A 21,439-nucleotide genomic window follows, 5' to 3' on the forward strand; every position below is an offset into this window, starting at 1 on the left:
CTGAGCCACCGCGCCACTCTGGCCCTCCGGGACCTGCGCGAACCCACCGCCCTGGCCGTCCGGGACCTGGCCGAACCCGGCACCCTGACCCTCCGGGCCCGGACCGAACCCGGCACCCTGACCCTCCGGGCCCGGACCGAACCCGGCACCCTGACCCTCCGGGCCCTGAGCGGCCGCGCCGCTCTGGCTCTCCGGAGCCTGAACGTCAGCCTGTGCCTGTGCCTGTGCGATCCCTTCGCCCGGCCCCTCCGCGGCCTCCGCGACGAACCCGTCAGCGACCGCCTCGGCAGGCTGCGGCGCCTCGGCAGCGTGTGCCACCTGAGGAGCCGGGTGGGTCACCGCGGCCTGGGCCGCGTCCACCGGTTCGGCTTCCTGGGCCGGCGCCGGGACAACCGTTTCGGCAGCCCCGGCCTCGGGGTTCACCGGCGCCTGGACCGCGCCGTGGACGGGGGCCGCGCCCCAGGGTGACGCTCCCTGCGGGGTCATCTCGCGCAGCGGCTGGGGGGCGTCGAGGTACTCGGGACCCGTCGCGGGCTGGCCGGACTGCCGTGCCGGCGCTGCGACGGCGCCGCGGTCGGCGAGGGAGCGGACCGGGCTCGCGGAGGTGTCGGGGATGGGCGGGCCGAGGTGCAGGGGGCGGCGGGGCGGAGTGGGCATGGACTGCGGTGCGGGGTTGGGGAGGCGGAAGCCGTTGAGGTCGACCGAGCCGCTGTCGCGGCCGGACATCTCGTGCGGGCCCGGCTCGTGCACGGTCTCGACGACGGGCTCCGGCGCGGGCGGGGCGACCTCGTTGCCCCACGCGCCCTGGGCACCCGGCAGCAGCAACAGGTCTTCGTCCTCGGCGGTGGTCTCGGAGAGGTAGGTGTACGCACCGTGCGCGGGGGCGCTCGGCTGCTCCACCATGCCTGCGCTCTCCGGCAGTCCCTCGCCCGGGACCTGGCCGGTGTCGGTCATGCGTAACCCCTCGCCCATCGGTTAGTGCTTCTTCGGCCGGCTCACCCGGAACGGCGCACCGACCGCCCCGCAGTGAAGAACGAGCGTGCGTGCCCAGCGGCACGAACGACCCGTCGCCAAAAGACGACAAAGCCATTAACTGGCATTGTCGCGGCCGTTGCCCCGTCGCGACAGCTTGATCCGCGACGGCCCGCTGTGGACTGCGCCACGTTGCGCGTCCTCCGGTTCTGCCGTACCACACTCACCCCAAAAGGGGCGAGTTTTCCGGACATTGACGAACGAAGCGCCGGGCGTCCGAGTGCGGTACAACGATCGGCCAGCCTACCGCGCGCAGTACGACAACAGGATCACGGGGACAGGATCCGGGACGGAACGGCAGTCAGGCCGTACGGTCCGGCAGCAGGCCGCTGAGCAGGAACGCGACGCTCCGCTCGGTCTCCGTCCAGGCCCGGGTGTCGAGTTCGACGGACTGAACGAGGGCGCACTCGACCCGGTAGCCGTGCTCGGTCAGGTCGCGGCCGACCAGTTCGGCAGCGTCACGGGTCGCCGCGTGCGTCACGATGCGCTGCGGACGGCGGTCGGCCACGGCCGAGACCACGGCCGCTCCCCCGCCGCCGACCCGGACGACGTCCGGTTCGGGCAGGTTCTCCAGAATGAGCGGGGCGTTGCCGCGCACGGTCTGCAGTTGCACCCCGAAGCCGCGTGCGGCGGCCTCGGTGCGGGCGCACGCCTCCAGGTCCCGGTCGACGGCGATGACGGCCGCCCCGGCCCGTGCCGCCTCGGTGGCGAAGGCGCCGCTGCCGCAGCCGATGTCCCACACGAGGTCGCCGACGCGCGGTCCCAGCCGGGCGAGTTGGGCGGCGCGGAGCAGCTCCCCCTCGCCTTCGCCCAGGTCTGAGCCGTACGCCTCGGCGGGCAGCGCCCAGCCGCGCGGTGCGGTGCCCGGGGCGCGTCCGGCGATCCAGCCGCTGTCCTCCCCCGCGGGTCCGGCGGTTCCGCCGATGACGATGACCAGGTTCGGGTCGCGCCAGGTGTGGTCGGCGGCCTTGTCGGAGGTGACGACGGTGATCTGCTCGCGGTCGGTGCCGAGTTCCTCGCAGATGACGAAGGTGCGGTGGACGCCGTCGAGAAGCAGGCCGAGTTCGGCTGGGCCGGCGCCGGGCGAGGTGAGGACGGCGACCTTGGTGTGGGCGCGGCACACGTTCACCGCGCGGCGCAGGGTGCGCCGGTGTGCGACGACCACCTGTGCGTCGTCCCAGGGCATGCCGGCGCGGGCGAAGGCGGTGGCCACGGAGGAGACGCCGGGGACGACCTCCACCTCCAGGCCGAACTCGGGGGCACGCAGGGTTCGTACGACGCCGAAGAAGCCGGGGTCGCCGTCGGCGAGCACCACCGCGGAGCCGCGATGGCCGGCGATACGGCGGGCGGCGAGGGCGACGCTGCCGAGGCGGATGCGCTCGGCACCGGGCGGCACCTCGGGGAGTGCCAGGTGGTGGGCGGCACCGGCCACCAGCGTGGCGGCGCCGAGGGCGGAGCGTGCCGCGGCGGTCAGCGGCGAGCCGTCCCAGCCGATCACCGTGACCCGGTCGGCCATCGTCTCTCAGTCTCCAGGGGGTTTGCGCAGGTTGTCAGGGGCCCGGATGCCGGGCTCCGTGAGAGTACCTGGTGGAAGCGACCGAGCCGGTGGCCCCCTTGGTCAGTTCCAGTCCGAGAACGACGTGAAACCGCCGGAGTCGGCCAGCTGCTCGCCCGCCCCGTCGAGGTCTTCCGGGAGGAGGCTCCACACGATGAAGTCGGTGCGGACGTCGGCCCAGGTGCCGTCCTCGGTGCGGACGTGCGCTATGCAGGCGTTGCGCAGGACGCCCTCGCTGATACAGCCGATTTTCTGGGCGACCTGCTGGGAGGCGGTGTTGTCGGCCGCCGTGCGCAGCTCGATACGCTCGAGTTTCTGGTCGCCGAGGAGCCACTGGGCGGTGGCCAGGGCGGCCTCGGAGGCGTAGCCCTCGCCGCGGGCCCAGGGGGCGATGATGTACGACAGTTCGGTGGACCTGATGTGCCAGTTGGTCTTGCCGAGCTGGACGATGCCGACCAGGCGCTGGGTGAGGAACTCGGTGACGGCGAGGTCGAGGCCGCGGCCCGCCTGGCGTTCGGCGGGGGCGTACTCGGTGATCCAGGTGCGGGCGGCGTCCTCGGTGAACGGCTGGGGAACGTCGGTCCAGGCCACGACCTGCTCGTCGTTCATCATCTCGGCCAGGGCAGGCACGTCGTCCTCGTCGAGGGGACGCAGCACCAACCGCTCCGTGCTGATGGAGATGTTGGGGAAGGTGCCAGTCATGCGCCGCTCCGTAACCGTCGGGAAACCTTCAGCCTGCTGAACTGCCCAGCATGCAGCATGGAAGCACCGAACCGCACGACGGGGTCCTCCTCCACTGCCTTAAGGGCGTGGGGGGCACCCCCACCCGGTGAGGGAGTGGACCCCGTCCGTGGTGATACGCCGTATACGCCCCGTCAGCCGGAGCTGACCGGCAGAACCGAGCCCTGGTACTTGTCCTCGATGAACTTCTTCACCTCGGCGGAGGTGAGGAGTTCGGCGAGCTTCTTCACCCTGGGATCGTCCTCGTTGCCGCGCTTGACGGCGAGGAGGTTGGCGTAGGGGTTGTCCTTCGCCGACTCCAGGAGGACGGCGTTCTTCGTGGGACTGAGGCCCGCGTCCTGGGCGTAGTTGTTGTTGATGACCGCCGCGGCCACGTCGTCGAGGGAGCGCGGCAGTTGGGCGGGCTCCAGCTCCTTGAACTTCAGGTGCCTGGGGTTGGCCTTGATGTCCGCGGGGGAGGCGTCCGTGCCCGCGTCCTCCTTGAGCGTGATGACGCCCTGGGAGGCCAGGAGCTTGAGGGCGCGGCCTTCGTTGGTGGTGTCGTTCGGCACGGCGACGGTTGCTCCGTCGGCGAGCTCGGTGACGTCCGCGACCTTCTTGGAGTACACGCCCATGGGCGGCAGATAGGCATCGACGACCGGGACCAGGTCGGTGCCCTTGGACTCGTTGAAGTCGTCCAGGTAGGGCTCGTTCTGGTAGAGGTTCGCGTCGAGCGAGCCCTCCTGGAGCGCGGTGTTCGGGAGGACGTAGTCCGTGAACTCCTTGATCTCCAGGTCGAGTCCGGCCTTCGCGGCGAGGTTGTCCTTGATGTACGTCAGGACCTCGCCGGCCGGGACGGCGGTGGCGCCGACGACGAGGGAGTCGTCGTCACCGTCGCCGCTTGTGGAACCGCAGGCACTGAGGCCGAGGGCCAGTGCGACCGAGGCGGCCGCTGTGACGGTCTTGCGCATGACGGCAGCTCCTCAGAAGGACGGGATGACGGACCCGTCGTAGGTGTCCTCTATGAACTTCTTGACCTCGGCGGAGGTGAGGAGCCCCGCGAGCTTCTTCACGCGCGGGTCGTCCTCGTTGCCGTCCTTGACGGCGAGGAAGTTGCCGTACGGGTTGTCCGTGGCGGACTCCAGGACGAGGGCGTCGTCGGCGGGCGAGAGGTCGGCCTCGATGGCGTAGTTGCCGTTGATGACGGCCGCGTCCACGTCGTCCAGGGAACGCGGGGTCTGGGCCGCCTCCAGCTCCTTGAACTTGAGGTTCTTCGGGTTCTTGCTGATGTCGGAGGGGGTCGCCTCGTTGCCCACGCCGTCCTTGAGGGTGATGATCCCGTTGGCGTCCAGGAGCTTCAGCGCCCGCGCCTCGTTCACGCTGTCGTTGGGGACGCCGACGGTCGCACCGCTCTTCAGGGCGTCGGCGCTCTTGACCTTGTTGGAGTAGAGGCCGAGCGGCTCCAGGTGGACCGTGACGACGGGCACGATGTGGGTGCCGTTCTTCTTGTTGAAGTCGTCGAGGTACGGCTGGTTCTGGAAGTAGTTCGCGTCCACCGAACCGTCTTCGGTCGCCGTGTTCGGCGTGACGTAGTCCGTGAACTCCTTGACCTCCAGGTCGAGGCCGGCCTTCGTCGCCAGGTTGTCCTTCACGTAGTTCAGGATCTCGGCGTGCGGCGTCGGGCTCGCGGCGACGACCAGCGGTCCGCTGGTGTCGGAGGAGGCGGAGTCGTTGTCCGAGCCGCAGGCGGTGAGCCCGAAGGTGAGGGCTCCGGCAGCGAGGACGGCGGTGGTGATTTTGGCGGCGTTACGCACGAAAAGTGCCTTTCCTGAGGGGTGGAGCGACCCCGCGATGGGTGTGCGGGGCAATCTGCGGGTGGTGGGTGCCCCTACGAGGGGGCTTCTGAGGGAGACTTCAGGCGACCTTGCCGACGTCGGCCGTCACCGGCTCCTTCGCCTTCAGCAGGCGCAGCCTCGGCGCGGGACCGGACTGGCCGGCGCGGCGGTGCAGGAAGCGGGCGGCGTAGTCGCCGGCGAACTGGATGACGGAGATGACCACGGCGAGGATCGCCACGGTGATCCACATCAGCTCGGTCTCGAAGCGCTGGTAGCCGTACCGGATCGCGATGTCGCCGAGGCCGCCGGCACCGACCGTGCCGGCCATCGCGGAGTAGCCGATGAGGGCGACGATCGTGGTGGTGGTGCTGGAGATCAGCGACGGCAGGGACTCGGGTACGAGGACCTTCCGTACGACCGTCCAGGTGTTGCCGCCCATCGACTGCACGGCCTCGACGAGCCCGCCGTCCACTTCCCGGACAGCCGTCTCGACCAGGCGCGCGAAGAAGGGGATCGCGCCGATGGCGAGCGGCACGATGGCGGCCTCGCGGCCGATGGTGGTGCCGGTGATCGAGCGGGTGAAGCCCATCAGCGCGACCATCAGGATGATGAACGGCATCGAGCGGGCGACGTTCACGACCTGCCCGATGACCTTGTTCGCGACGACGTTCTGGAGGAGTCCGCCCCGGTCGGTGAGGACGAGGAGGACGCCGAGCGGGAGCCCGCCGACGACGGCGATGACTGTGGACCAGCCGACCATGTAGAGAGTGTCCCAACATGCCTGCTCCAGCAGGGGCTGCATCGCAGACCAATCAGTCCAGGTCACTTGGCGCCTTCCTTCACCAGCAGGGGCTCCTCGCCCAGTACGTCGATGTGCAGGCCCTGTTCGCGCAGGAAGCCGATCGGCACGACGTTGTCCTCGTAGCGGCCGGGCAGTTCGATGCGCATCCGGCCGACCTGGAGGCCGCCGACGGTGTCGATGGCGGCACCGAGGATCGATATGTCGATGTTGTAGGTGCGGGAGAGCTGGGAGATGACCGGCTGGGTCGCGGCCTCGCCCTGGAAGGTGACGTCGACGACGGTGCGGTCGGCGCCGGAGGCCTCGCCGCCCACCGGGAACAGCGCGGAGGCCAGCTCGGAGCCCGGGGTCGCGAGCAGTTCGCTCACGGTGCCGGACTCCACGATGCGGCCCTCCTCCATCAGCGCGGCCGAGTCGCAGATCGACTTCACGACGTCCATCTCGTGGGTGATGAGCAGGACGGTCAGGCCCAGTTGCCGGTTCAGGTCGCGCAGCAGCTGGAGGATGGAGCGGGTGGTCTCGGGGTCGAGGGCGCTGGTCGCCTCGTCGGACAGCAGGACCTTGGGGTCGCCGGCCAGGGCGCGGGCGATGCCCACGCGCTGCTTCTGGCCGCCGGAGAGCTGGGCCGGGTAGGCCTTCGCCTTGTCGGCGAGACCGACCAGGTCGAGCAGCTCCAGGGCCTTGCGGGAGCGCTCCTGGCCGGACTTCCCGAGGATTTCGAGCGGCAGCTCGACGTTGTCCTGCACGGTCCGCGTCGACAGCAGGTTGAAGTGCTGGAAGACCATGCCGATACGGCTGCGCGCCCGGCGCAGCTCCCGGCCGGCGCGGGGTCCGCGCCCGGCGAGGGCGGTGAGGTCCTGTCCGGCGACGGTGACCGTGCCGGCGGTGGGGCGCTCCAGCAGGTTGACGCAGCGGATGAGCGAGGACTTGCCGGCGCCGGACTGGCCGATGACGCCGTACACCTCGCCTTCGCGGACGTGGAGATCGACGCCGTCCAGGGCGGTGACCTCACGGCCGCTGGTGCGGTAGACCTTGGTCAGGCCTGTGGTGGTGATCACGTGGGTTTCCGTCACTGTCGTGTGCAGGGCGTGGATGTGCCCTGGCGGGTGCATTCGGTCGGAACGCGACACGGTTCTCGTGCGGTGGCATAAGGAACCAGGGGAGAGAACATGTGCGCGGGGCGGCGTCAGTCACGTACGGGATTCAGCGCACGGACATGCCACGGCGGCTCGCTTCGGGGCGCGAGGCTCAGGGTGGTGCAGGGGCCCTCTAGAAGGCGCACATTCGACACATACAACGAGCACCGGGCGTCATGGTCGCCTCGGTCGCAAGGGTGCGGCAGCTCGTCGTGGTCATGCGATCAGTAAACCAGACCTACGGTCCTGACAAAGCGCCGCTGTCCGGATGCTGGACAGCGGCGGACACCCGTCAACCGCGGACCGAGATCTCGACTCCCCTGTCGCTGACCAGGGCGGACAAGGCCGACAGGTCCCGCACCACGAGGTCGGCGACCAGCTCGTGGGCCTGGTGGGTTGTGGTCAATGCCACGGTGGTCATTCCGGCGGCGCGGCCGGCCTGGAGACCGGCGGGGGCGTCCTCGAAGACGACACAGTGGGCCGGGTCGACGCCGAGTTCGCGGGCCGCGAGCAGGTAGGGCTCGGGGTCGGGCTTGCCGCGCGTGATGTCGTCGGCGGCGATCAGCGTCTTGGGCAGGATGCCGACGGCGTCGAGGCGGGCCTCGGCCAGGCGCCGGGTGGCGGAGGTGACGACGGCCCAGCGGTCGGCGGGCAGCGCGTCGAGGAAGTCCTTGGTGCCGGGCAGCAGCTGGACTCCGTCGTTGGGTACGTCCTCCACCTCAAGCTTCTCGATCCGCGCGACGGCCTCCGGGACGAGGTGCGCGGGCAGCAGGTCGGCGGCTATCTCGGCGGCCGGCCGCCCGTGCAGTTCGACGCGTGCGAAGTCCTCGACGGTGATCCCGTACTCCAGGGCCCACTGCGTCCAGCAGCGGTCCACGGAGGCGAGGGAGGAGACGAGGGTGCCGTCGTTGTCGAACAGGAGGGCTTGTGCGTAGATCTTCATGCTGTCGACCCTACGGTGCGTCCCGGGGTCGGCCGCCTCGGGTTCTTTGGCCCGTAATAGGGTCACGACATGCTTGATGCCCTGACGCTCGTGACCGGCGTCGCCGCACTTCTGCTGGCCGCGTGGTGCGGCTGGGCCGCGTACCGAGATCAGCCGACCAAGGACTGGCACTTCATCGGGATGGCCGTGGTGTCCGTGCTGGCCCTCGTCCAGCTGGTGGTCGGGATCGTGCAGTTGGGGCGGGGCGAGAAGCCGGACCAGGGCACGACGATCTTCGTGGCGTATCTGCTGGGCGCGTTCGCGTGCGTCCCGGCGGCGGGGTTCATGTCGCTGGCCGAGCGGACCCGGTGGGGCTCGGTGACGGTTGCCTCCGGCGGTGTGGTGCTGGCGGTGCTCGAAGTGCGTCTCTATGACATCTGGGGAGGCTGAGGTGGCCGTGACGGAGGAGAAGCCCACGCGGCAGCGGCTGATCAGCGGGCCGGGGATGCTGTTGGTCTGGCTGTACGGCGTGATGGTCGTCGGGGCGGTGTCGCGCTCGGTGGTGCAGATCTCTACCGAGTTCGACCGGGCGCCGCTCGCTTACTCGTTGTCCGCGGTGGCGGGGCTTGTCTACGGGTTCATCACGTACTCGCTGGTGCGGGGTGGGGAGACGGCGCGTAAGGCGGCGTTGGTGTGCTGTGGGGCCGAGTTGGTGGGCGTGCTGACGGTCGGGACCTGGACGCTGGTGGACCCCTCCGCGTTCCCGGACGCGACCGTGTGGTCGGACTTCGGGATCGGGTATGTGTTCATCCCGGTGCTGTTGCCGTTGTCCGCGATGTACTGGCTGCGGAAATCGCGTGCGCCGCAGGGGGATGCCGCCTGAGGTCTTCAGGCGGCCGCGGGCCCGTTGTGGCTTGTCGCGCCCACGCGGCGGAGCCGCATATCGACACAGCCCCGCGCCCCTAAAAGATCCGATCACGCCGTGGCTGCATAAGTTCCCGCTAGCTTTTCCAGGACGATCATCTCCACCCCGTCCGCACCCTTCGACGTGCCCACCGTCTCGTAGCCCACCCGCCGGTACAGGCGCAGGTTGCCCTCGCTGCGGTAGCCCGTGTGGAGGCGGAACTTCTTGGCGCCGCGTTCCTCGGCCAGCGCCGACTCGGCCGCGCGCAGCAGCCGCGCTCCGATGCCGTGGCCCTGGAGGCGGGGGTGGACGCAGAGCTTGCCGATGGCGGCGGCGCCGTCCTCGGTCACCGCGCCGCGCACCGAGCCGACGACCTCCTCGCCCAGCCTGGCCACGAAGACGCAGTCCGCGACCACCTCCTCGCGGACGGAGTCCAGGCTCTGGACCAGCGGGTCGATGCGGTAGTTGCCGTACAGAGCGGCCTCGCTCTGGAAGCACAGGTACTGCAGCCTGAAGATCTGCTCCGCGTCCTGCTCGGTCGCCGCAGAGATGGTCACGCTCATGCCCATGTGCGCACGCCTCCCGCTCACCTGATCGCCTGTCGTCCCTCACTCCTATCCCCGCGCTCCGCGGGCCGCAACCTCCGGTGTGAGCAATCGGCGCAGACATCCCAGGCATCTGGAACGTTCCGGGCCAAGACTGCCCTGTGACATACCCAACTCCCCCGCGATTTCCCGGTATGTGAGGTCCCTGGGCGACAGGAGGGCCGCCATCAGACGGGGGCAGCGACCGGGGAGGCGGCGTACGGCGTCGTGCAGGGCGCGGCGGCGGGCCGAGGCGAGGGCGAGTTGTTCGGGGGTGCGGTCGCCGTCGTCGGTCGGCTCGGCGTCGTACGGTCGTTCGAGTCGGGTCGTACGGCGGGTGCGGCGGGACTCGGAGCGGACGGCTCGGCGGAGCCAGCCGTGCGGGTCGAGGGGCGGGCCCTGGGTCTCCAGGTGCTCCAGGAGACGGAGCCAGACCGCCTGCTCCAGGTCGCCCGGTTCCGTACCGGTGGCATGCGCCTCGGCCAGGGCTTCGGCGGTGAGCAGGGGGCGCAGGGTGGTGACGAGGTCGTGCGTCATATGCAGGGCGACGCGTCCGCCCGGGCTGTGGGTTGCCCGGGCGTCCGACTGTCACCCCAATCGGGGCCGATGGTTCAGCTGTTGACGAAGTCCTCGCGGGCCAGCAGACCGGTGTCCGGCTGGTCGGTGAAGACGCCGTCGATGCCCGTGGCGAAGTACGCCTTGTATGCGCCGAAGACGTCGCCGTAGGCGTCCGCGTCCGTGCCCTTGCGGAAGTCGGCGGGCAGGAAGGGGTTCTCGTTGCGCAGGGTCCAGGGGTGCAGGACGAGGCCCACCTTGTGCGCGTCCTTGACGAGGGTGGTCGGCTGGGTGAGCCTGCCCGCGGCGTCCTTCGGGATGATCAGGTCGAGGGTCGGGCCGATGCCCTGCGCGTAGGAGGCGATCTCCCTGAGGCCGGCCGGCTTGACCAGGTCGGCGACCGTGCGCGGGTCACCGGTCTCGACGAAGTCCCAGGGACGGGTGGTCGGGCCGGACAGGAGCACCACGAGCGGGTTGTCGACCAGCTTGTTCAGGCGCTGGATGCTGGTCGGCTCGAAGGACTGGATGATGACCGGCGACTTCCACTTGTCCCTGCCGTACTTGCGCAGCAGCTTGGCGACCCGCTCCTCCAGGCCCAGGCCCAGCTTGCGGAAGTAGGTGGGGTGCTTGAGCTCGGGGTAGATCCAGACCTGCTTGCCCCGCCTGCGGGTCTGCTCGTCCTGCCACTTCAGGACCTCTTCGAAGGTGGGGATCTCCCAGCGGCCGTTGTAGAGGGTGTTGTGCGGGCGGTTGGCCGGGATGCGTTCGATCGCGCGGAGCGTCTTGAGCTCGGCGAGCGTGAAGTCCTCGGTGAACCAGCCGGTGGTGGAGACGCCGTCGAGCACCTTGGTGGTCTTGCGGCCGGCGAACTCGGGGTGGTTCGCGACGTCGGTCGTGCCGCCGATCTCGGGCTCGTGGCGGCAGACGAGGTGGCCGTCCTTGGTGGGCACGAGGTCGCCGGCTTCGACGATGTCGGCGCCCAGGTCGAGGGCGAGCTGGTACGCACCGAGGGTGTGCTCGGGGCGGTAGCCGCTGGCACCCCGGTGACCGATGATCGTCGGCACGGGCAGGCTCTTCACCCCGCCGCTCCCTGGCCCGGCACCGGCGGCTCTCGCCGTACCGGACATCCCGAGGACCGCTCCCCCGGCACCGAGCACCGCCGCACCGAGAAGCGCCCGCCGCCCGGTCCCGCCCGCCTGCTCGTTCGCCCCCTGCGATCCCTGCATTCCCTGCGACCCCTGCGACCCCTGCGACCCCTGCGACCCCTGCGACCCCTGCGACCCCTGCGTTCCCATGAACGCCCTCCTGCCATCGGCTCGACCATGCGCGCCGATCGTAGGGTCGTGTCCATGGCGGACGGGAGACCTGTGGCGGAACACGCGGGTGACACGGGATGTCGTACGGGAACAGAGGTCTGACGCCCGGTCGGCTTCACGGCTGCGGCGCGGGGTACGCGACCTGTGTCACATCGTTCCGTTCGGGTTACCGCCGGGCAACGCGGTGCCACCGCAGGTGAACGGGTGTCAACAGTGCGTAAGACCTCGGTGAATCCGCCGTGCCCGATGTGCGCGACCCCCTGGGCCGCGAGTAATGTCCTCACCTGCACAGACTCATACAGATTCCCTCACCATTCTCTTGACACCGGAGGGCCCGTTGTCCCGCTTCGCGCTCATCAAGGCAGTGCTCGGACCGATCATGCGCCTGATGTTCCGCCCACGGGTGGAAGGCGCGGAGCACATCCCGGGCGACGGTCCGGTGATCCTGGCCGGGAACCACCTCACCTTCATCGACTCGATGATCATGCCGCTCTTCTGCGACCGGCAGGTCTTCTTCATCGGCAAGGACGAGTACGTCACCGGCAAGGGGATCAAGGGCCGGCTGATGGCCTGGTTCTTCACGGGCTGCGGCATGATCCCGGTCGACCGGGACGGCGGCCGCGGCGGTGTCGCGGCGCTCATGACCGGCCGCCGGGTGCTGGAGGAGGGCAAGGTCTTCAGCATCTACCCGGAGGGCACGCGCTCCCCCGACGGCCGGCTGTATCGCGGCCGCACGGGCATCGCCCGGCTGGCCATGATGACCGGCGCGCCCGTCGTACCGTTCGCCATCATCGGCACCGACAAGATCCAGCCCGGCGGTGCCGGCTTCCCGCGTCCCGGCCGCGTCACCGTCCGCTTCGGCGAGGCGATGGAGTTCTCCCGCTACGAGGGGATGGACCGCGACCGCTATGTCCTGCGGGCGGTGACCGACTCCGTGATGACCGAGGTCATGCGGCTGTCCGGGCAGGAGTACGTGGACATGTACGCCACCAAGGCGAAGGCCGCGTAAGCGGCTTAAGGGCTTCGGTACGGCTATACGGCGGGCTGCTCCTCGGGCGGTCCGCCGTTCGCGTGCCCGTCCCCCGGCGCCGGGAACCACAGCACGAACGTCGAGCCCTCGCCGACCCGGGAGAACAGCCGGATCTGGCCGCCGTGCGACTCCACGATCTGCCGGACGATGGCGAGGCCGAGCCCGGCGTGCCGGTCGCGTCCGCCGCCGCCCGCCCTGGCCCGCCAGAACCGGTCGAAGACCCGGGCCTGGTCGTCGTCCAGGATGCCGGGCCCCTCGTCCCGCACGGCGGTCCACAGCCAACTGCCCGAGCGGCCCGCGGCGACGGTGATGCGGGTGCCGGGCGAGGACAGTCGTACGGCGTTCGAGAGCAGGTTGCCGACGGCCCGGCGCAGGGCGTCGTGGTCGCCGATGACGGTCAGGCCCGGGACGAGCCGGCGGTGCAGGGCGAGGCAGCGGTCGGCGGCGAGCGGGGCGAACTCCTCGCACGCCTCGCCCGCCGCGGCGGCCAGGTCGACGTCCGCGTCGGCGAGGGCGGGCGCGCTGCGGCGGGCCGTGGCCAGCAGGTCCTCGACCAGCCGGGTCATCCGGGTGGTCGCGCGGTCGACACTGCGGGCGGCCGTACGGCGCTCCTCCTCGTCGGACTCCTCCGCGGTCAGTACGGCGTCCAGGTTGGCGCGGATGATCGCGAGGGGGCTGCGCAGCTCGTGCGAGGCGTCGTCGATGAGCTGGCGCTGGGCGCGGAACGCCTCGTCGAGCCGGTCCAGCATCGAGTCCACCGTGTCGGCGAGGTCGCGCAGCTCGTCCTTGGGGCCCTGCAGCTGGATGCGTTTCGACAGGTCGGTGGCCTGGATCTCGGCCGCCGTGCGGGAGATGGCGCGTACGGGGCGCAGGGCGCGGCCGGAGAGGATCCAGCCGAGGACGAGGCTGGTGGCGGCGAGGCCGCCGAGGACGGCGTAGGAGAAGCGGCGCAGGTTGGCGAGGGTCTCGTAGTTGACGGCCGCCTCGACCTCCTGGAGCTTCACGGCGTCGAACTCGCCCATGTAGACGCCGTTCACGTACTTCTCGGCGCGGAACTGCTTGCTGACGGGGTGGGCCTCGCCGCTGCGTTCCACGGCCACGTAGGTGGCGCCGAGGACGAGTGCGGTGAGGACGAACAGGAGGCCGGAGTAGAGGACGGTGAGGCGGAAGCGGATGGTGTGGGTGAAGGAGGGCAGGCGCGGGAGCCTGAGGGGCAGGTGCGGGAGCCTGAGGGGCAGGCGCTTGAAGGAAGGGCGTTTCATGGCGTCTCCTTCAGGCGGTAGCCCTGCCGTATCACCGTCTCTATGAGGGGTTCGTCCTCTCCGGTGACCTTGCGGCGCAGCGAACCGACCGTGACGCGCACGGTGTTGGTGAAGGGGTCGGCGTGTTCGTCCCAGACGTGTTCGAGGAGTTCCTCGGCCGGCACGACGCGCCCGGGGCGGGTCATGAGGTAGTGCAGGACGCTGAACTCCTTCGGCGTGAGATTGAGTCGGCGGGGGCCGCGGTAGGCCTCGAAGCGGGCGGTGTCCAGGCGGAGTTCGCCGACCTCGACGACTGCCGTGCCGCCGTCCTCGCGGCGCAGCAGCGCCCTGATGCGGGCGAGGAGTTCGGGCAGGGCGAAGGGTTTGACGAGGTAGTCGTCGGCGCCCTCGTCGAGGCCGCGGACGCGGTCGGCGAGGCGGTCGCGGGCGGTGAGCATGAGGATGCGGGGGCCGCCGGGGCCTGGGGCCGCACGGATTGCGCGGCAGACGGTGAAGCCGTCGCCGTCGGGGAGGTTGAGGTCCAGCAGGACCAGGTCGTAGTCGTTGACGGCGAGTTTCTCGGTCGATGTGTCGACGTCCGGGGCGACGTCGACGGCGTAGCCCGCCCGCACCAGGCCGACCTTGAGCGCGACGACCAGGTCCTCCTCGTCCTCGACCACGAGCAGTCTCATGTCCGTCCCTCCTCAGCCCCCGTCGATGATCGTCTGTGCCGCCGTCGCCGCGTCCGCCACGGGGATGGCGAAGCCGATGCCGATGGAACCACCTCGTTGCTGGTCCAACGTCGCGATGGCCGTATTGATGCCGATGACCCGTCCCTCGGCGTCGACCAGCGGTCCGCCCGAGTTGCCGGGGTTGATCGACGCGTCGGTCTGCAGGGCGCGCTGCTGCCCGCCGCCGCCGCTGCCTTCGCCGAGCCGTACGGAGCGGTCCAGGGCACTGACGATGCCCGAGGTGACAGTGCCGCTCAGGCCCAGCGGGGAACCGATGGCGAGGACCGTGTCTCCGACGCCGGGGCGGGCGCCGGTGGCGAGTTCGGCGGCCCTGAGACCGCGTGACGTCTCCGGCTCCAGTACGGCCACGTCGTGCGCGGGGTCGTCGCCGACCACCTCGGCACTCAGCCGGCGCCCGTCCTGCAGCTCGACGGTGACCTGCGAACTCCCGTCCACGACATGCGCGTTGGTGAGGATCCGGCCCCGCTCGTCGAAGACGAACCCGGACCCCTGCCCGTTCGCCGTGACGACGGAGACCACGCTGGGCAGGACCCGGTCGGCGACGGCTTGCAGCCCGCCGACCTCGCGTGCGGTCACCGAAGCGGCCGGGTCGTCGTCCCCGAGGACGCCGGCGGCGTATCCGGCGGCGCCGCCCGCGAGCACGGCGGCGAGGAGGGCGGTGGTGAGGGGACGGGGGGTGCGGTTGCGTGGGGGCCGCGCGGGGACGGGCGAGTGCGGGGACGGGGCCGGGGACGGGGCCGGGGCTGGAGACGGCACCGGCGCGGGCCGGTCGGGGAGCGTGGGCCGCAGACCTGGCAGGAAGGACGGGCCACGGGGCGCGCCGAGGCCGAGCGGGGCGTCGACGGGGGCGGCGCCTCGGTGGCCCGAGGCCCCGTCGGCCGCGCTCGGGTCGACCTCGGACGCGGTGGCATGACGCGTGGTGCCGTCCGAGGATCCCTCGGTACGCTGCGGGCCGCCGCCGTCGGAGGAGGCCGGCGGTTTGCCGAGGCCAGGAGCGACCGGCGAGCCACCGGAGTACACGGGATCGTGAGAAGCCGGCACGCCGGAGCGTGCGGCATCGGGCGAACCCGCCGGGCCGGCATGCGCAGCATCAGGCGAACCCGGCGCACCGGAGTGCACGGCACGGGAAGAACCCGGCCCACCGGAGCCCGCGGCATCAGGCGAACCCGGCGGGCCAGCATGCGCGGCATCAGGCGAACCCGGCGCACCGGAGTGCACGGCACGGGAAGAACCCGGCCCACCGGAGCCCGCGACATCAAGCGAACCCGCCGGGCCAGCATGCGCGGCATCAGGCGAACCCGGCGCACCGGAGCCCGCGCCACCCGGCAAACCCGCCACACCGGAATGCACGGCACCGGAAGAACCCGCCGCACCGGCATGCGCGGCATCAGGCGAACCCGGCGCACCGGAGCCCGCGCCACCCGGCGAACCCGCCACACCGGAGTGCACGGCACGGGAAGAACCCGGCCCACCGGAGCCCGCGACATCAAGCGAACCCGCCGGGCCAGCATGCGCGGCATCAGGCGAACCCGGCGCACCGGAGCCCGCGCCACCCGGCGAACCCGCCACACCGAAGCGCTCAGCTCCAGGAGAACCCGGTGAGCCGGGGCGCGTGCTGCCGGGAGAAGCCGGCACGCCAAAGTGCTCGGCTTCGAAAGAACCCGGCGGGCCGGAGTGCGTGGGGTCTGTCACGGTGTGCCTCCTTCGTCGGTGGGCCGGGGACGGGTGTCGAGGTCGGTCATGGCAGGCGGGAGAACCACAGCAGGGAGGTCGCGGCGGCGATCAGTGCCGTGGCGAGGCCTGCCGCCACGAACCACTGCCAGATCTCGCGTTCCTCGGTGCGGTGGCCGACGGAGCTGCCGATGTCCTCGTAGACGGCCTGGAGTTCCTCGCCCGTGGCGGCCTCGTGGTAGTCGCCGCCCGTGCGGGAGGCGAGGTTCTCCAGGGCGGGGCCGTCGACGGGGACCTGGAGGAGGCGGCCGTCGCCGAGGTCGACGACGCCGTCCTCCGTGCCGTACGCGATCGTCGAGACGGGGATGCGCTCGGCGGCCGCCTCCGCCGCCGCCGACTCGACCGAGCGGCCCACCGTGTTGGAGCCGTCGGAGAGCAGCACGATGTGGGCGGGCGGCGGCTCGGTCTCGGCCTGTTTGTCGAGCGCCCGGATCGCGTTGCGGGCGGCGATGACGGCCTCGCCGATCGCCGTGCCCTGGCCGGTGGTGAGCTGTTCGATGGCCGAGCGCAGCACCGCGCGGTCGGTGGTCGGCGGCACCGCGACGGTGGCGGAGCCGCTGAAGGAGACGAGCCCGGTGTTGAACCGTTCGGGCAGCCGGTCGATGAAGGCGAGGGCGGCGCGCTGGGCGGCCACGAACCGGGTCGGTGAGACGTCGGTGGCCTCCATGGAACCGGAGGTGTCGAAGGCGACGACGATCGTCGCCCGTTCGCGCGGTACCTGCACGTCGGCCGTGGGCCGGGCGAACCCCAGCACCAGCAGCGCGAGCGTGGCGCAGAAGGCCGCGGCCGGTATGTGCCGGCGCCGGCCCGGCCGGTGGGGCGCGACCTTGTCGAGCAGGTCGAGGTTGGTGAAACGGACGGCATAGCGGCCGCGCCTGCGTTGGACCAGCAGATACGCGCCGATCAGTCCGGCGAGCGGGATCAGGAGCAGCAGCCAGCCGGGGGAACGCAAACCCATGAAGTCACTCCCGTGTCATGCGGCGCCGCCTCCCGCACGGCGCCGCTGGTCCTCGACGTACCGGACGACGTCCCGCACCCAGTCCCGGTCCGTGCGGAGCCTGAGGTGCGCGGCGCCCGCACGGCGGATCGCCTGCTTGATCACGGCCCGCTGTTCCAGCGCGGCCTCCGCATACCGCTCGCGCAACCGCCGTGCGTGCGTGGGGACTTCGCGTCGTCGTCCGGTCTCGGGGTCGACGACGGTGAGCAACCCGACGTCGGGCAGCTCCAGTTCACGCGGGTCGACGGTCTCCACGGCGAGGACCTGGTGGCGGTGGGCCACCGTGCGCAGGGGCTGCTCCCAGCCGGTCTCCAGGAAGTCGGAGACGACGGCGACCAGGCCCCGCCCGGGCAGGGCACGCAGTTCCCGGAGGGAGTCGGCGAGGGTGGAGTCGGCGGCCCCCGGTTCGACGCGCGGGCGGTCCAGGGCGGCGTGCAGGACGGTGAGCAGGTGTCGTCGGCCGGTGCGGGGCAGGATCCGCCGTATGCCGTGCGGCCCCGAGATCTGCGCGCCGAGCCGGTTGCCGGCCCGCTCGGTGAGGAACGCGACGGCCGCCGCCGCGCCCACCGCGAGGTCCCGCTTCTCCATCCGGGCGGTGCCGAAGTCCATGCTCGCGGAGGCGTCCAGGACGATCCAGATGGTCAGCTCACGGTCGGCGAGGGTGAGACGGACGTGCGGGACGGTGGTGCGGGCGGTGGCGTTCCAGTCCATCCGGCGGACGTCGTCGCCGATGACGTACGGCCGGGTCTCCGCGAGCTCGCTGCCCGGCCCCGGCAGCAGGGCCGGATGGTCGCCCTGGAGGAGCCCGTCGGGGTGCCGGGTGAAGAGCAGTTCCAGGTGTTTCAGGGCCTGTTCGGGGGTGAGCTGGCGCAGGGTCGGGGTCATGCGACGGCCTCCTCGGTGTGTTTCTCGGCGGCGGCCTGACGAGGACTGATCCGGGGCTGGTGGACCGCCGCGAGCACCTCGTCGACGATCTCGCCCGGGGTGACGCCGTCGGCGAGCGCGTCGAAGGGCAGGACGAGACGGTGGGCGACGACCTCGTGCGCCAAGTCGCTCACGTCGTCGGGGAGTACGTAGCCCCGTCCGCGCAGCAGAGCCAGCGCGCGGGCCGCGGCGACCAGGCCGAGCGTGGCCCGCGGACCGGCGCCGTGCGCCAGCCGGCTCTCCGGTCCGGCGAGTTCGCGGGTCGCGCAGACCAGTCGTACGGCGTACTCGGCGACCGCGTGGTGCACGAACACCTCGTCGGCCGTGCGCTGGAGGGCGACCAGCCGCTCGGGGGTGAGGACGCGGCGCGGGCGGGGCGGGTCGACGCTCATCCGGTAGAGGATGGCGAGTTCCTCGGACTCGGTGGGCGCGGCGACGTCCACCTTGAGCAGGAAGCGGTCGCGCTGGGCCTCGGGGAGCCGGTAGACGCCCTCGGACTCGATGGGGTTCTGGGTGGCGAGCACGAGGAACGGTTCGGGGACGGGGAGGGTGGTGCCGCCGATGGACACCTGGTGCTCGCCCATGACCTCAAGCAGCGCCGACTGCACCTTGGCGGGGGCGCGGTTGATCTCGTCGGCGAGGACGACGTTCGCGATGACCGGCCCCGGTTCGATGTCGAACGCCTCTTGGGAGGGCCGGTAGATGCGGGTGCCGGTGATGTCGGAGGGGACGAGGTCGGGGGTGAACTGGAGGCGGGCGAAGTGACCGCCCACGACGTGTGCGAGGGTCTTCGCGGCGAGCGTCTTGGCGACGCCGGGTACGCCCTCCAGGAGGCAGTGGCCGCGGGCCAGGATCGCGGTGAACAGGCGTTCCACCATGCGGTCCTGGCCGACGATGACCCGTTTCACCTCGAAGAGGGCGTCTTCGAGGAGCTTGTCGTCGGGGGCGGTCACAGCTGTGAGGCCGGGTCGTTCGTGCCGGTGGTTTTCTCGGGGCAGTCGCGGTCGCCCTCTTCTACGACGAACCTCACCTGGTCGCGGGGCTTCTCGTCACTGTCGGCGGCCAGTGCGACGCCGCCACCGGTCAGTCCGGCGGCGGCCAGCACGGACGCGGTGACGATCATTGTGCGCGTACGACGTGTCATGGTCGTTGGCTCCTTCGGCCGTGGGGACGACGTCGGGTACGGAGCCAAGACCATCAGGTCGGGGCGAAAACGGGCTTAAAGTCGAGTGTGGGCAGGCTGAGGCCCGCCGCCCCTAGGCGGCGCTGTCCAGCCGTTGGCCTCGCAGCAGGAACCATGCCGCTACCGCCGCAGTGAGCAGCACCACCGCCCCCACCCCTGCCGCGAGCGCGAGTCCGTCCACGAACGAACTCCGGGCCGCCTCCAGCAGCGCCTCCGACGTCTGGGCCGGCAAGCCCGCCGACGCCTCCACCGCCCCGCCCAGCGACTCGTGCGCCTCCGCCGGTGTGCCCGCCGGGCCCTTGAAGTCGCGGTAGACGCCCGTCACGATCGAGCCGAGTACGGCGATGCCGAGGGCCGCGCCGAGTTCGTACGCCGTCTCGGACACCGCGGATGCCGCGCCCGCCTGTTCCTTGGGTACGGAGCCCAGGATGACGTCGGCGGTGACGGTGAAGGAGAAGCCGGCTCCGATGCCGACGAACAGCAGCGCGGTGCCGAGGAGCGGGTAGCCGGTGGACTGGTCGATCACGGTGAGCGCGGCCAGTGCGAGGCCGACGGCCGCGAGGCCGCCGGAGACGACGGACCGGACCGAGAAGCGCCGGGCCATCGAGCCGGCGATCAGGCCGGCCACCACCGCACCCACGGCGGCGGGCAGTTCGGCCAGGCCCGCTTCCAAAGGCCGCCTGCCCTGGACGAGTTGCAGATACTGGGAGAGGAAGAAGACGAGCCCGGACAGACCGAGGATGGTCAGCAGGTCGGCGAGGACCGCTCCGCTGAAGCCGCGGTGGCGGAACAGCCGCATGTCCAGCAGGGGTGTCGGCAGGGTGAGTTGGCGGCGTACGAAGCCGTACAACGCCCCCGCGCCCAGCAGGCCCGAGGCGAGTGTCTCCCACGTGATGCCATGGGTGGCGGCCTCCTTGACGGCGTACACGACACCGATCATGCCGACCAGCGACAGCACGACACTGATCATGTCCCACGGGCCGGGACGCGGATTCCGCGACTCGGGCAGCAGCTTGATGCCTACGAGGACCAGGACCGCCATCACGGGCAGGTTGATCAGGAAGACCGAGCCCCACCAGAAGTGTTCGAGCAGAAACCCACCGGCGATGGGCCCGACCGCGGTACCCGCGGAGGCTGTTGCGCCCCAGATGCCGACGGCGAGGCTGCGTTCGCGCGGGTCGTGGAAGAGGTTGCGGATCAGGGCGAGCGTGGCGGGCATGAGGGTCGCGCCGGCGACACCGAGCAGCGCCCGGGCGACGATCATCATCTCGGGTGTCGTGGCATAGGCGTTCAGGACGGAGACCGCGCCGAAGGCGGTGGCGCCGATGAGCAGGATCCGCTTGCGGCCGATGCGGTCGCCGAGGCTGCCCATGGAGACGAGCAGACCGGCGATGACGAAGGAGTAGACGTCACCGATCCACAGGAGCTGGGTGCCGGAGGGCTTCAGGTCCTCGCTGATGTAGGGGGTCGCGAGGCCGAGGACGGTCGCGTCCACGGCCACCAGCAGCACGGCGAGCACGAGGACGGACAGCGCGAGCCAACGGCCGGGGCGCTTCACCGCCTCGGTCGGGTTCGCCGGCTGCAGGGTGCTGGTCATGATTCCTCTCTCTGTCGTGCGGGATGCCGTAGTGCGCCGCCGAGCAGCAGCTCGGTGATCATGTAGGTGAAGTCCTTGGGGGCGACCCTGCCCTCCGACACGGCCCAGGCGCCGGAGGCCATCAGGCCGTAGAGCGCCTCGGTGAGCCAGGCCGGGGTCAGGTCGATGCGGAACTCGCCGGTCGCCTGGCCGCGGCGGAACAGCGCGGCGATCCGGGCGTCCAGGCGGGCCCAGCCCTCGTTCTGCTCCTCGCCCTCGAACAGCTGGTTCTCGGTGTAGAGGAAGGCGAGCAGTCCGGCGGCGGGTTCGAGTTCCTTCACGAACCTGCGCAGCGCCTCCTGGGCCGGGCCGTCGTCGAGCCGTGCGGCGTCCGCCGACGCCTCGCACTCCGCGATGCCGAGTGCCTCCAGCGCCCGGACCAGCGCGTCACGCCCGGCGAACTGGCGGTGCAGGGTGGCCCGGCTGATCCCGGCCGCCTTCGCCACCTCGTCCATGGTCGCGGTGGATTTGCGGGTCAGCAGGGCTGCGGCGCTGCGCAGTACGTGATCACGATCGACGGCCATGAGACAACCATAGCCCACATGAGACATGCATGTCTCACCAGGGGCATGGACGTCTCACGCACC

22 protein-coding genes and 1 pseudogene are annotated in these 21,439 nt (G+C 71.1%); 3 read left to right on the top strand and 20 right to left on the bottom strand.

The window, feature by feature from the left end; genetic code table 11:
- The 8 genes and pseudogenes from AC5P09_RS04030 to AC5P09_RS04065 all read right to left on the bottom strand — a co-directional run.
- Positions 1-954, bottom strand: a pseudogene (locus AC5P09_RS04030) (nicotinate-nucleotide--dimethylbenzimidazole phosphoribosyltransferase); the annotation flags it as partial.
- A gap of 379 nt (positions 955-1,333) precedes the next feature.
- The gene (cbiE, locus tag AC5P09_RS04035; protein WP_493872466.1) at positions 1,334-2,548 is read right to left on the bottom strand and encodes a precorrin-6y C5,15-methyltransferase (decarboxylating) subunit CbiE; all 1,215 of its coding nucleotides are present in this window, start codon (positions 2,546-2,548) and stop codon (positions 1,334-1,336) included.
- Between the two features lie 102 nt (positions 2,549-2,650).
- Entirely contained in the window at positions 2,651-3,289 is a 639-nt protein-coding gene (locus tag AC5P09_RS04040; RefSeq protein ID WP_266442850.1) for a GNAT family N-acetyltransferase, read from the bottom strand.
- Positions 3,290-3,462: 173 nt separating this feature from the next.
- Positions 3,463-4,278 (bottom strand): MetQ/NlpA family ABC transporter substrate-binding protein, encoded by an 816-nt coding sequence (locus AC5P09_RS04045; protein WP_493872467.1) that lies wholly within the window; start codon positions 4,276-4,278, stop codon positions 3,463-3,465.
- A 12-nt stretch (positions 4,279-4,290) separates the two neighbouring features.
- Entirely contained in the window at positions 4,291-5,121 is an 831-nt protein-coding gene (locus AC5P09_RS04050) for a MetQ/NlpA family ABC transporter substrate-binding protein (RefSeq protein ID WP_493872468.1), read from the bottom strand.
- 100 nt (positions 5,122-5,221) lie between these two features.
- Entirely contained in the window at positions 5,222-5,944 is a 723-nt protein-coding gene (locus AC5P09_RS04055) for a methionine ABC transporter permease (protein WP_493872567.1), read from the bottom strand.
- Between the two features lie 20 nt (positions 5,945-5,964).
- Positions 5,965-7,053 carry a methionine ABC transporter ATP-binding protein gene (locus tag AC5P09_RS04060; RefSeq protein ID WP_493872469.1) on the bottom strand — a complete coding sequence of 363 codons (1,089 nt, stop codon included), beginning with the start codon at positions 7,051-7,053 and terminating at the stop codon, positions 5,965-5,967.
- A 316-nt stretch (positions 7,054-7,369) separates the two neighbouring features.
- The gene (locus AC5P09_RS04065) at positions 7,370-8,020 is read right to left on the bottom strand and encodes an HAD family hydrolase (protein WP_493872470.1); all 651 of its coding nucleotides are present in this window, start codon (positions 8,018-8,020) and stop codon (positions 7,370-7,372) included.
- 69 nt (positions 8,021-8,089) lie between these two features.
- On the opposite strand from AC5P09_RS04065, the gene AC5P09_RS04070 reads away from it, so the two are divergent.
- Positions 8,090-8,449: a hypothetical protein gene (locus AC5P09_RS04070; RefSeq protein ID WP_266442834.1), complete on the top strand. Its 360-nt coding sequence runs from the start codon at positions 8,090-8,092 to the stop codon at positions 8,447-8,449.
- Entirely contained in the window at positions 8,430-8,882 is a 453-nt protein-coding gene (locus AC5P09_RS04075; protein WP_493872471.1) for a hypothetical protein, read from the top strand. The genes AC5P09_RS04070 and AC5P09_RS04075 overlap by 20 nt, the downstream gene beginning before the upstream one ends.
- A 92-nt stretch (positions 8,883-8,974) precedes the next feature.
- Here the strand turns inward: AC5P09_RS04075 and AC5P09_RS04080 are convergent, their stop codons facing one another.
- From AC5P09_RS04080 to AC5P09_RS04090, 3 genes are all read right to left on the bottom strand, one after another.
- Positions 8,975-9,472: a GNAT family N-acetyltransferase gene (locus tag AC5P09_RS04080; protein WP_493872472.1), complete on the bottom strand. Its 498-nt coding sequence runs from the start codon at positions 9,470-9,472 to the stop codon at positions 8,975-8,977.
- A gap of 45 nt (positions 9,473-9,517) precedes the next feature.
- Complete coding sequence (locus AC5P09_RS04085; protein WP_493872473.1) at positions 9,518-10,024, bottom strand: sigma-70 family RNA polymerase sigma factor; 507 nt, start codon at positions 10,022-10,024, stop codon at positions 9,518-9,520.
- Between the two features lie 74 nt (positions 10,025-10,098).
- Complete coding sequence (locus AC5P09_RS04090) at positions 10,099-11,268, bottom strand: glycerophosphodiester phosphodiesterase (protein WP_493872474.1); 1,170 nt, start codon at positions 11,266-11,268, stop codon at positions 10,099-10,101.
- A 478-nt stretch (positions 11,269-11,746) separates the two neighbouring features.
- On the opposite strand from AC5P09_RS04090, the gene AC5P09_RS04095 reads away from it, so the two are divergent.
- Positions 11,747-12,367: a lysophospholipid acyltransferase family protein gene (locus AC5P09_RS04095; RefSeq protein WP_425587646.1), complete on the top strand. Its 621-nt coding sequence runs from the start codon at positions 11,747-11,749 to the stop codon at positions 12,365-12,367.
- Positions 12,368-12,390: 23 nt separating this feature from the next.
- On the opposite strand, the gene AC5P09_RS04100 is transcribed toward AC5P09_RS04095, so the two are convergent.
- The 9 genes from AC5P09_RS04100 to AC5P09_RS04140 all read right to left on the bottom strand — a co-directional run bounded on the left by AC5P09_RS04100 (position 12,391) and on the right by AC5P09_RS04140 (position 21,376).
- Complete coding sequence (locus AC5P09_RS04100) at positions 12,391-13,650, bottom strand: sensor histidine kinase (protein ID WP_493872475.1); 1,260 nt, start codon at positions 13,648-13,650, stop codon at positions 12,391-12,393.
- Positions 13,647-14,321, bottom strand: coding sequence for a response regulator transcription factor (locus AC5P09_RS04105; RefSeq protein WP_493872476.1), 675 nt, complete (start codon positions 14,319-14,321; stop codon positions 13,647-13,649). Before AC5P09_RS04105 ends, AC5P09_RS04100 begins: the two co-directional genes overlap by 4 nt.
- Before the next feature lie 12 nt (positions 14,322-14,333).
- Positions 14,334-15,422, bottom strand: coding sequence for a S1C family serine protease (locus AC5P09_RS04110; protein ID WP_493872477.1), 1,089 nt, complete (start codon positions 15,420-15,422; stop codon positions 14,334-14,336).
- Positions 15,423-16,119: 697 nt separating this feature from the next.
- Positions 16,120-17,070 carry a VWA domain-containing protein gene (locus tag AC5P09_RS04115; protein ID WP_493872478.1) on the bottom strand — a complete coding sequence of 317 codons (951 nt, stop codon included), beginning with the start codon at positions 17,068-17,070 and terminating at the stop codon, positions 16,120-16,122.
- A 15-nt stretch (positions 17,071-17,085) separates the two neighbouring features.
- A complete protein-coding gene (locus tag AC5P09_RS04120; RefSeq protein ID WP_493872479.1) occupies positions 17,086-17,994 on the bottom strand; it encodes a DUF58 domain-containing protein in 909 nt (302 codons plus the stop codon).
- Positions 17,991-18,986, bottom strand: a complete 996-nt coding sequence (locus AC5P09_RS04125; RefSeq protein ID WP_493872480.1) for an AAA family ATPase — start codon at positions 18,984-18,986, stop codon at positions 17,991-17,993. Before AC5P09_RS04125 ends, AC5P09_RS04120 begins: the two co-directional genes overlap by 4 nt.
- A complete protein-coding gene (locus tag AC5P09_RS04130; RefSeq protein WP_493872481.1) occupies positions 18,983-19,177 on the bottom strand; it encodes a hypothetical protein in 195 nt (64 codons plus the stop codon). The genes AC5P09_RS04125 and AC5P09_RS04130 overlap by 4 nt, the downstream gene beginning before the upstream one ends.
- A 112-nt stretch (positions 19,178-19,289) precedes the next feature.
- Entirely contained in the window at positions 19,290-20,813 is a 1,524-nt protein-coding gene (locus tag AC5P09_RS04135) for an MFS transporter (RefSeq protein WP_493872482.1), read from the bottom strand.
- The gene (locus AC5P09_RS04140; RefSeq protein WP_493872483.1) at positions 20,810-21,376 is read right to left on the bottom strand and encodes a TetR/AcrR family transcriptional regulator; all 567 of its coding nucleotides are present in this window, start codon (positions 21,374-21,376) and stop codon (positions 20,810-20,812) included. Before AC5P09_RS04140 ends, AC5P09_RS04135 begins: the two co-directional genes overlap by 4 nt.
- Positions 21,377-21,439: the final 63 nt, after the last annotated feature.

It is taken from the genome of Streptomyces sp. a15 (assembly GCF_059026085.1).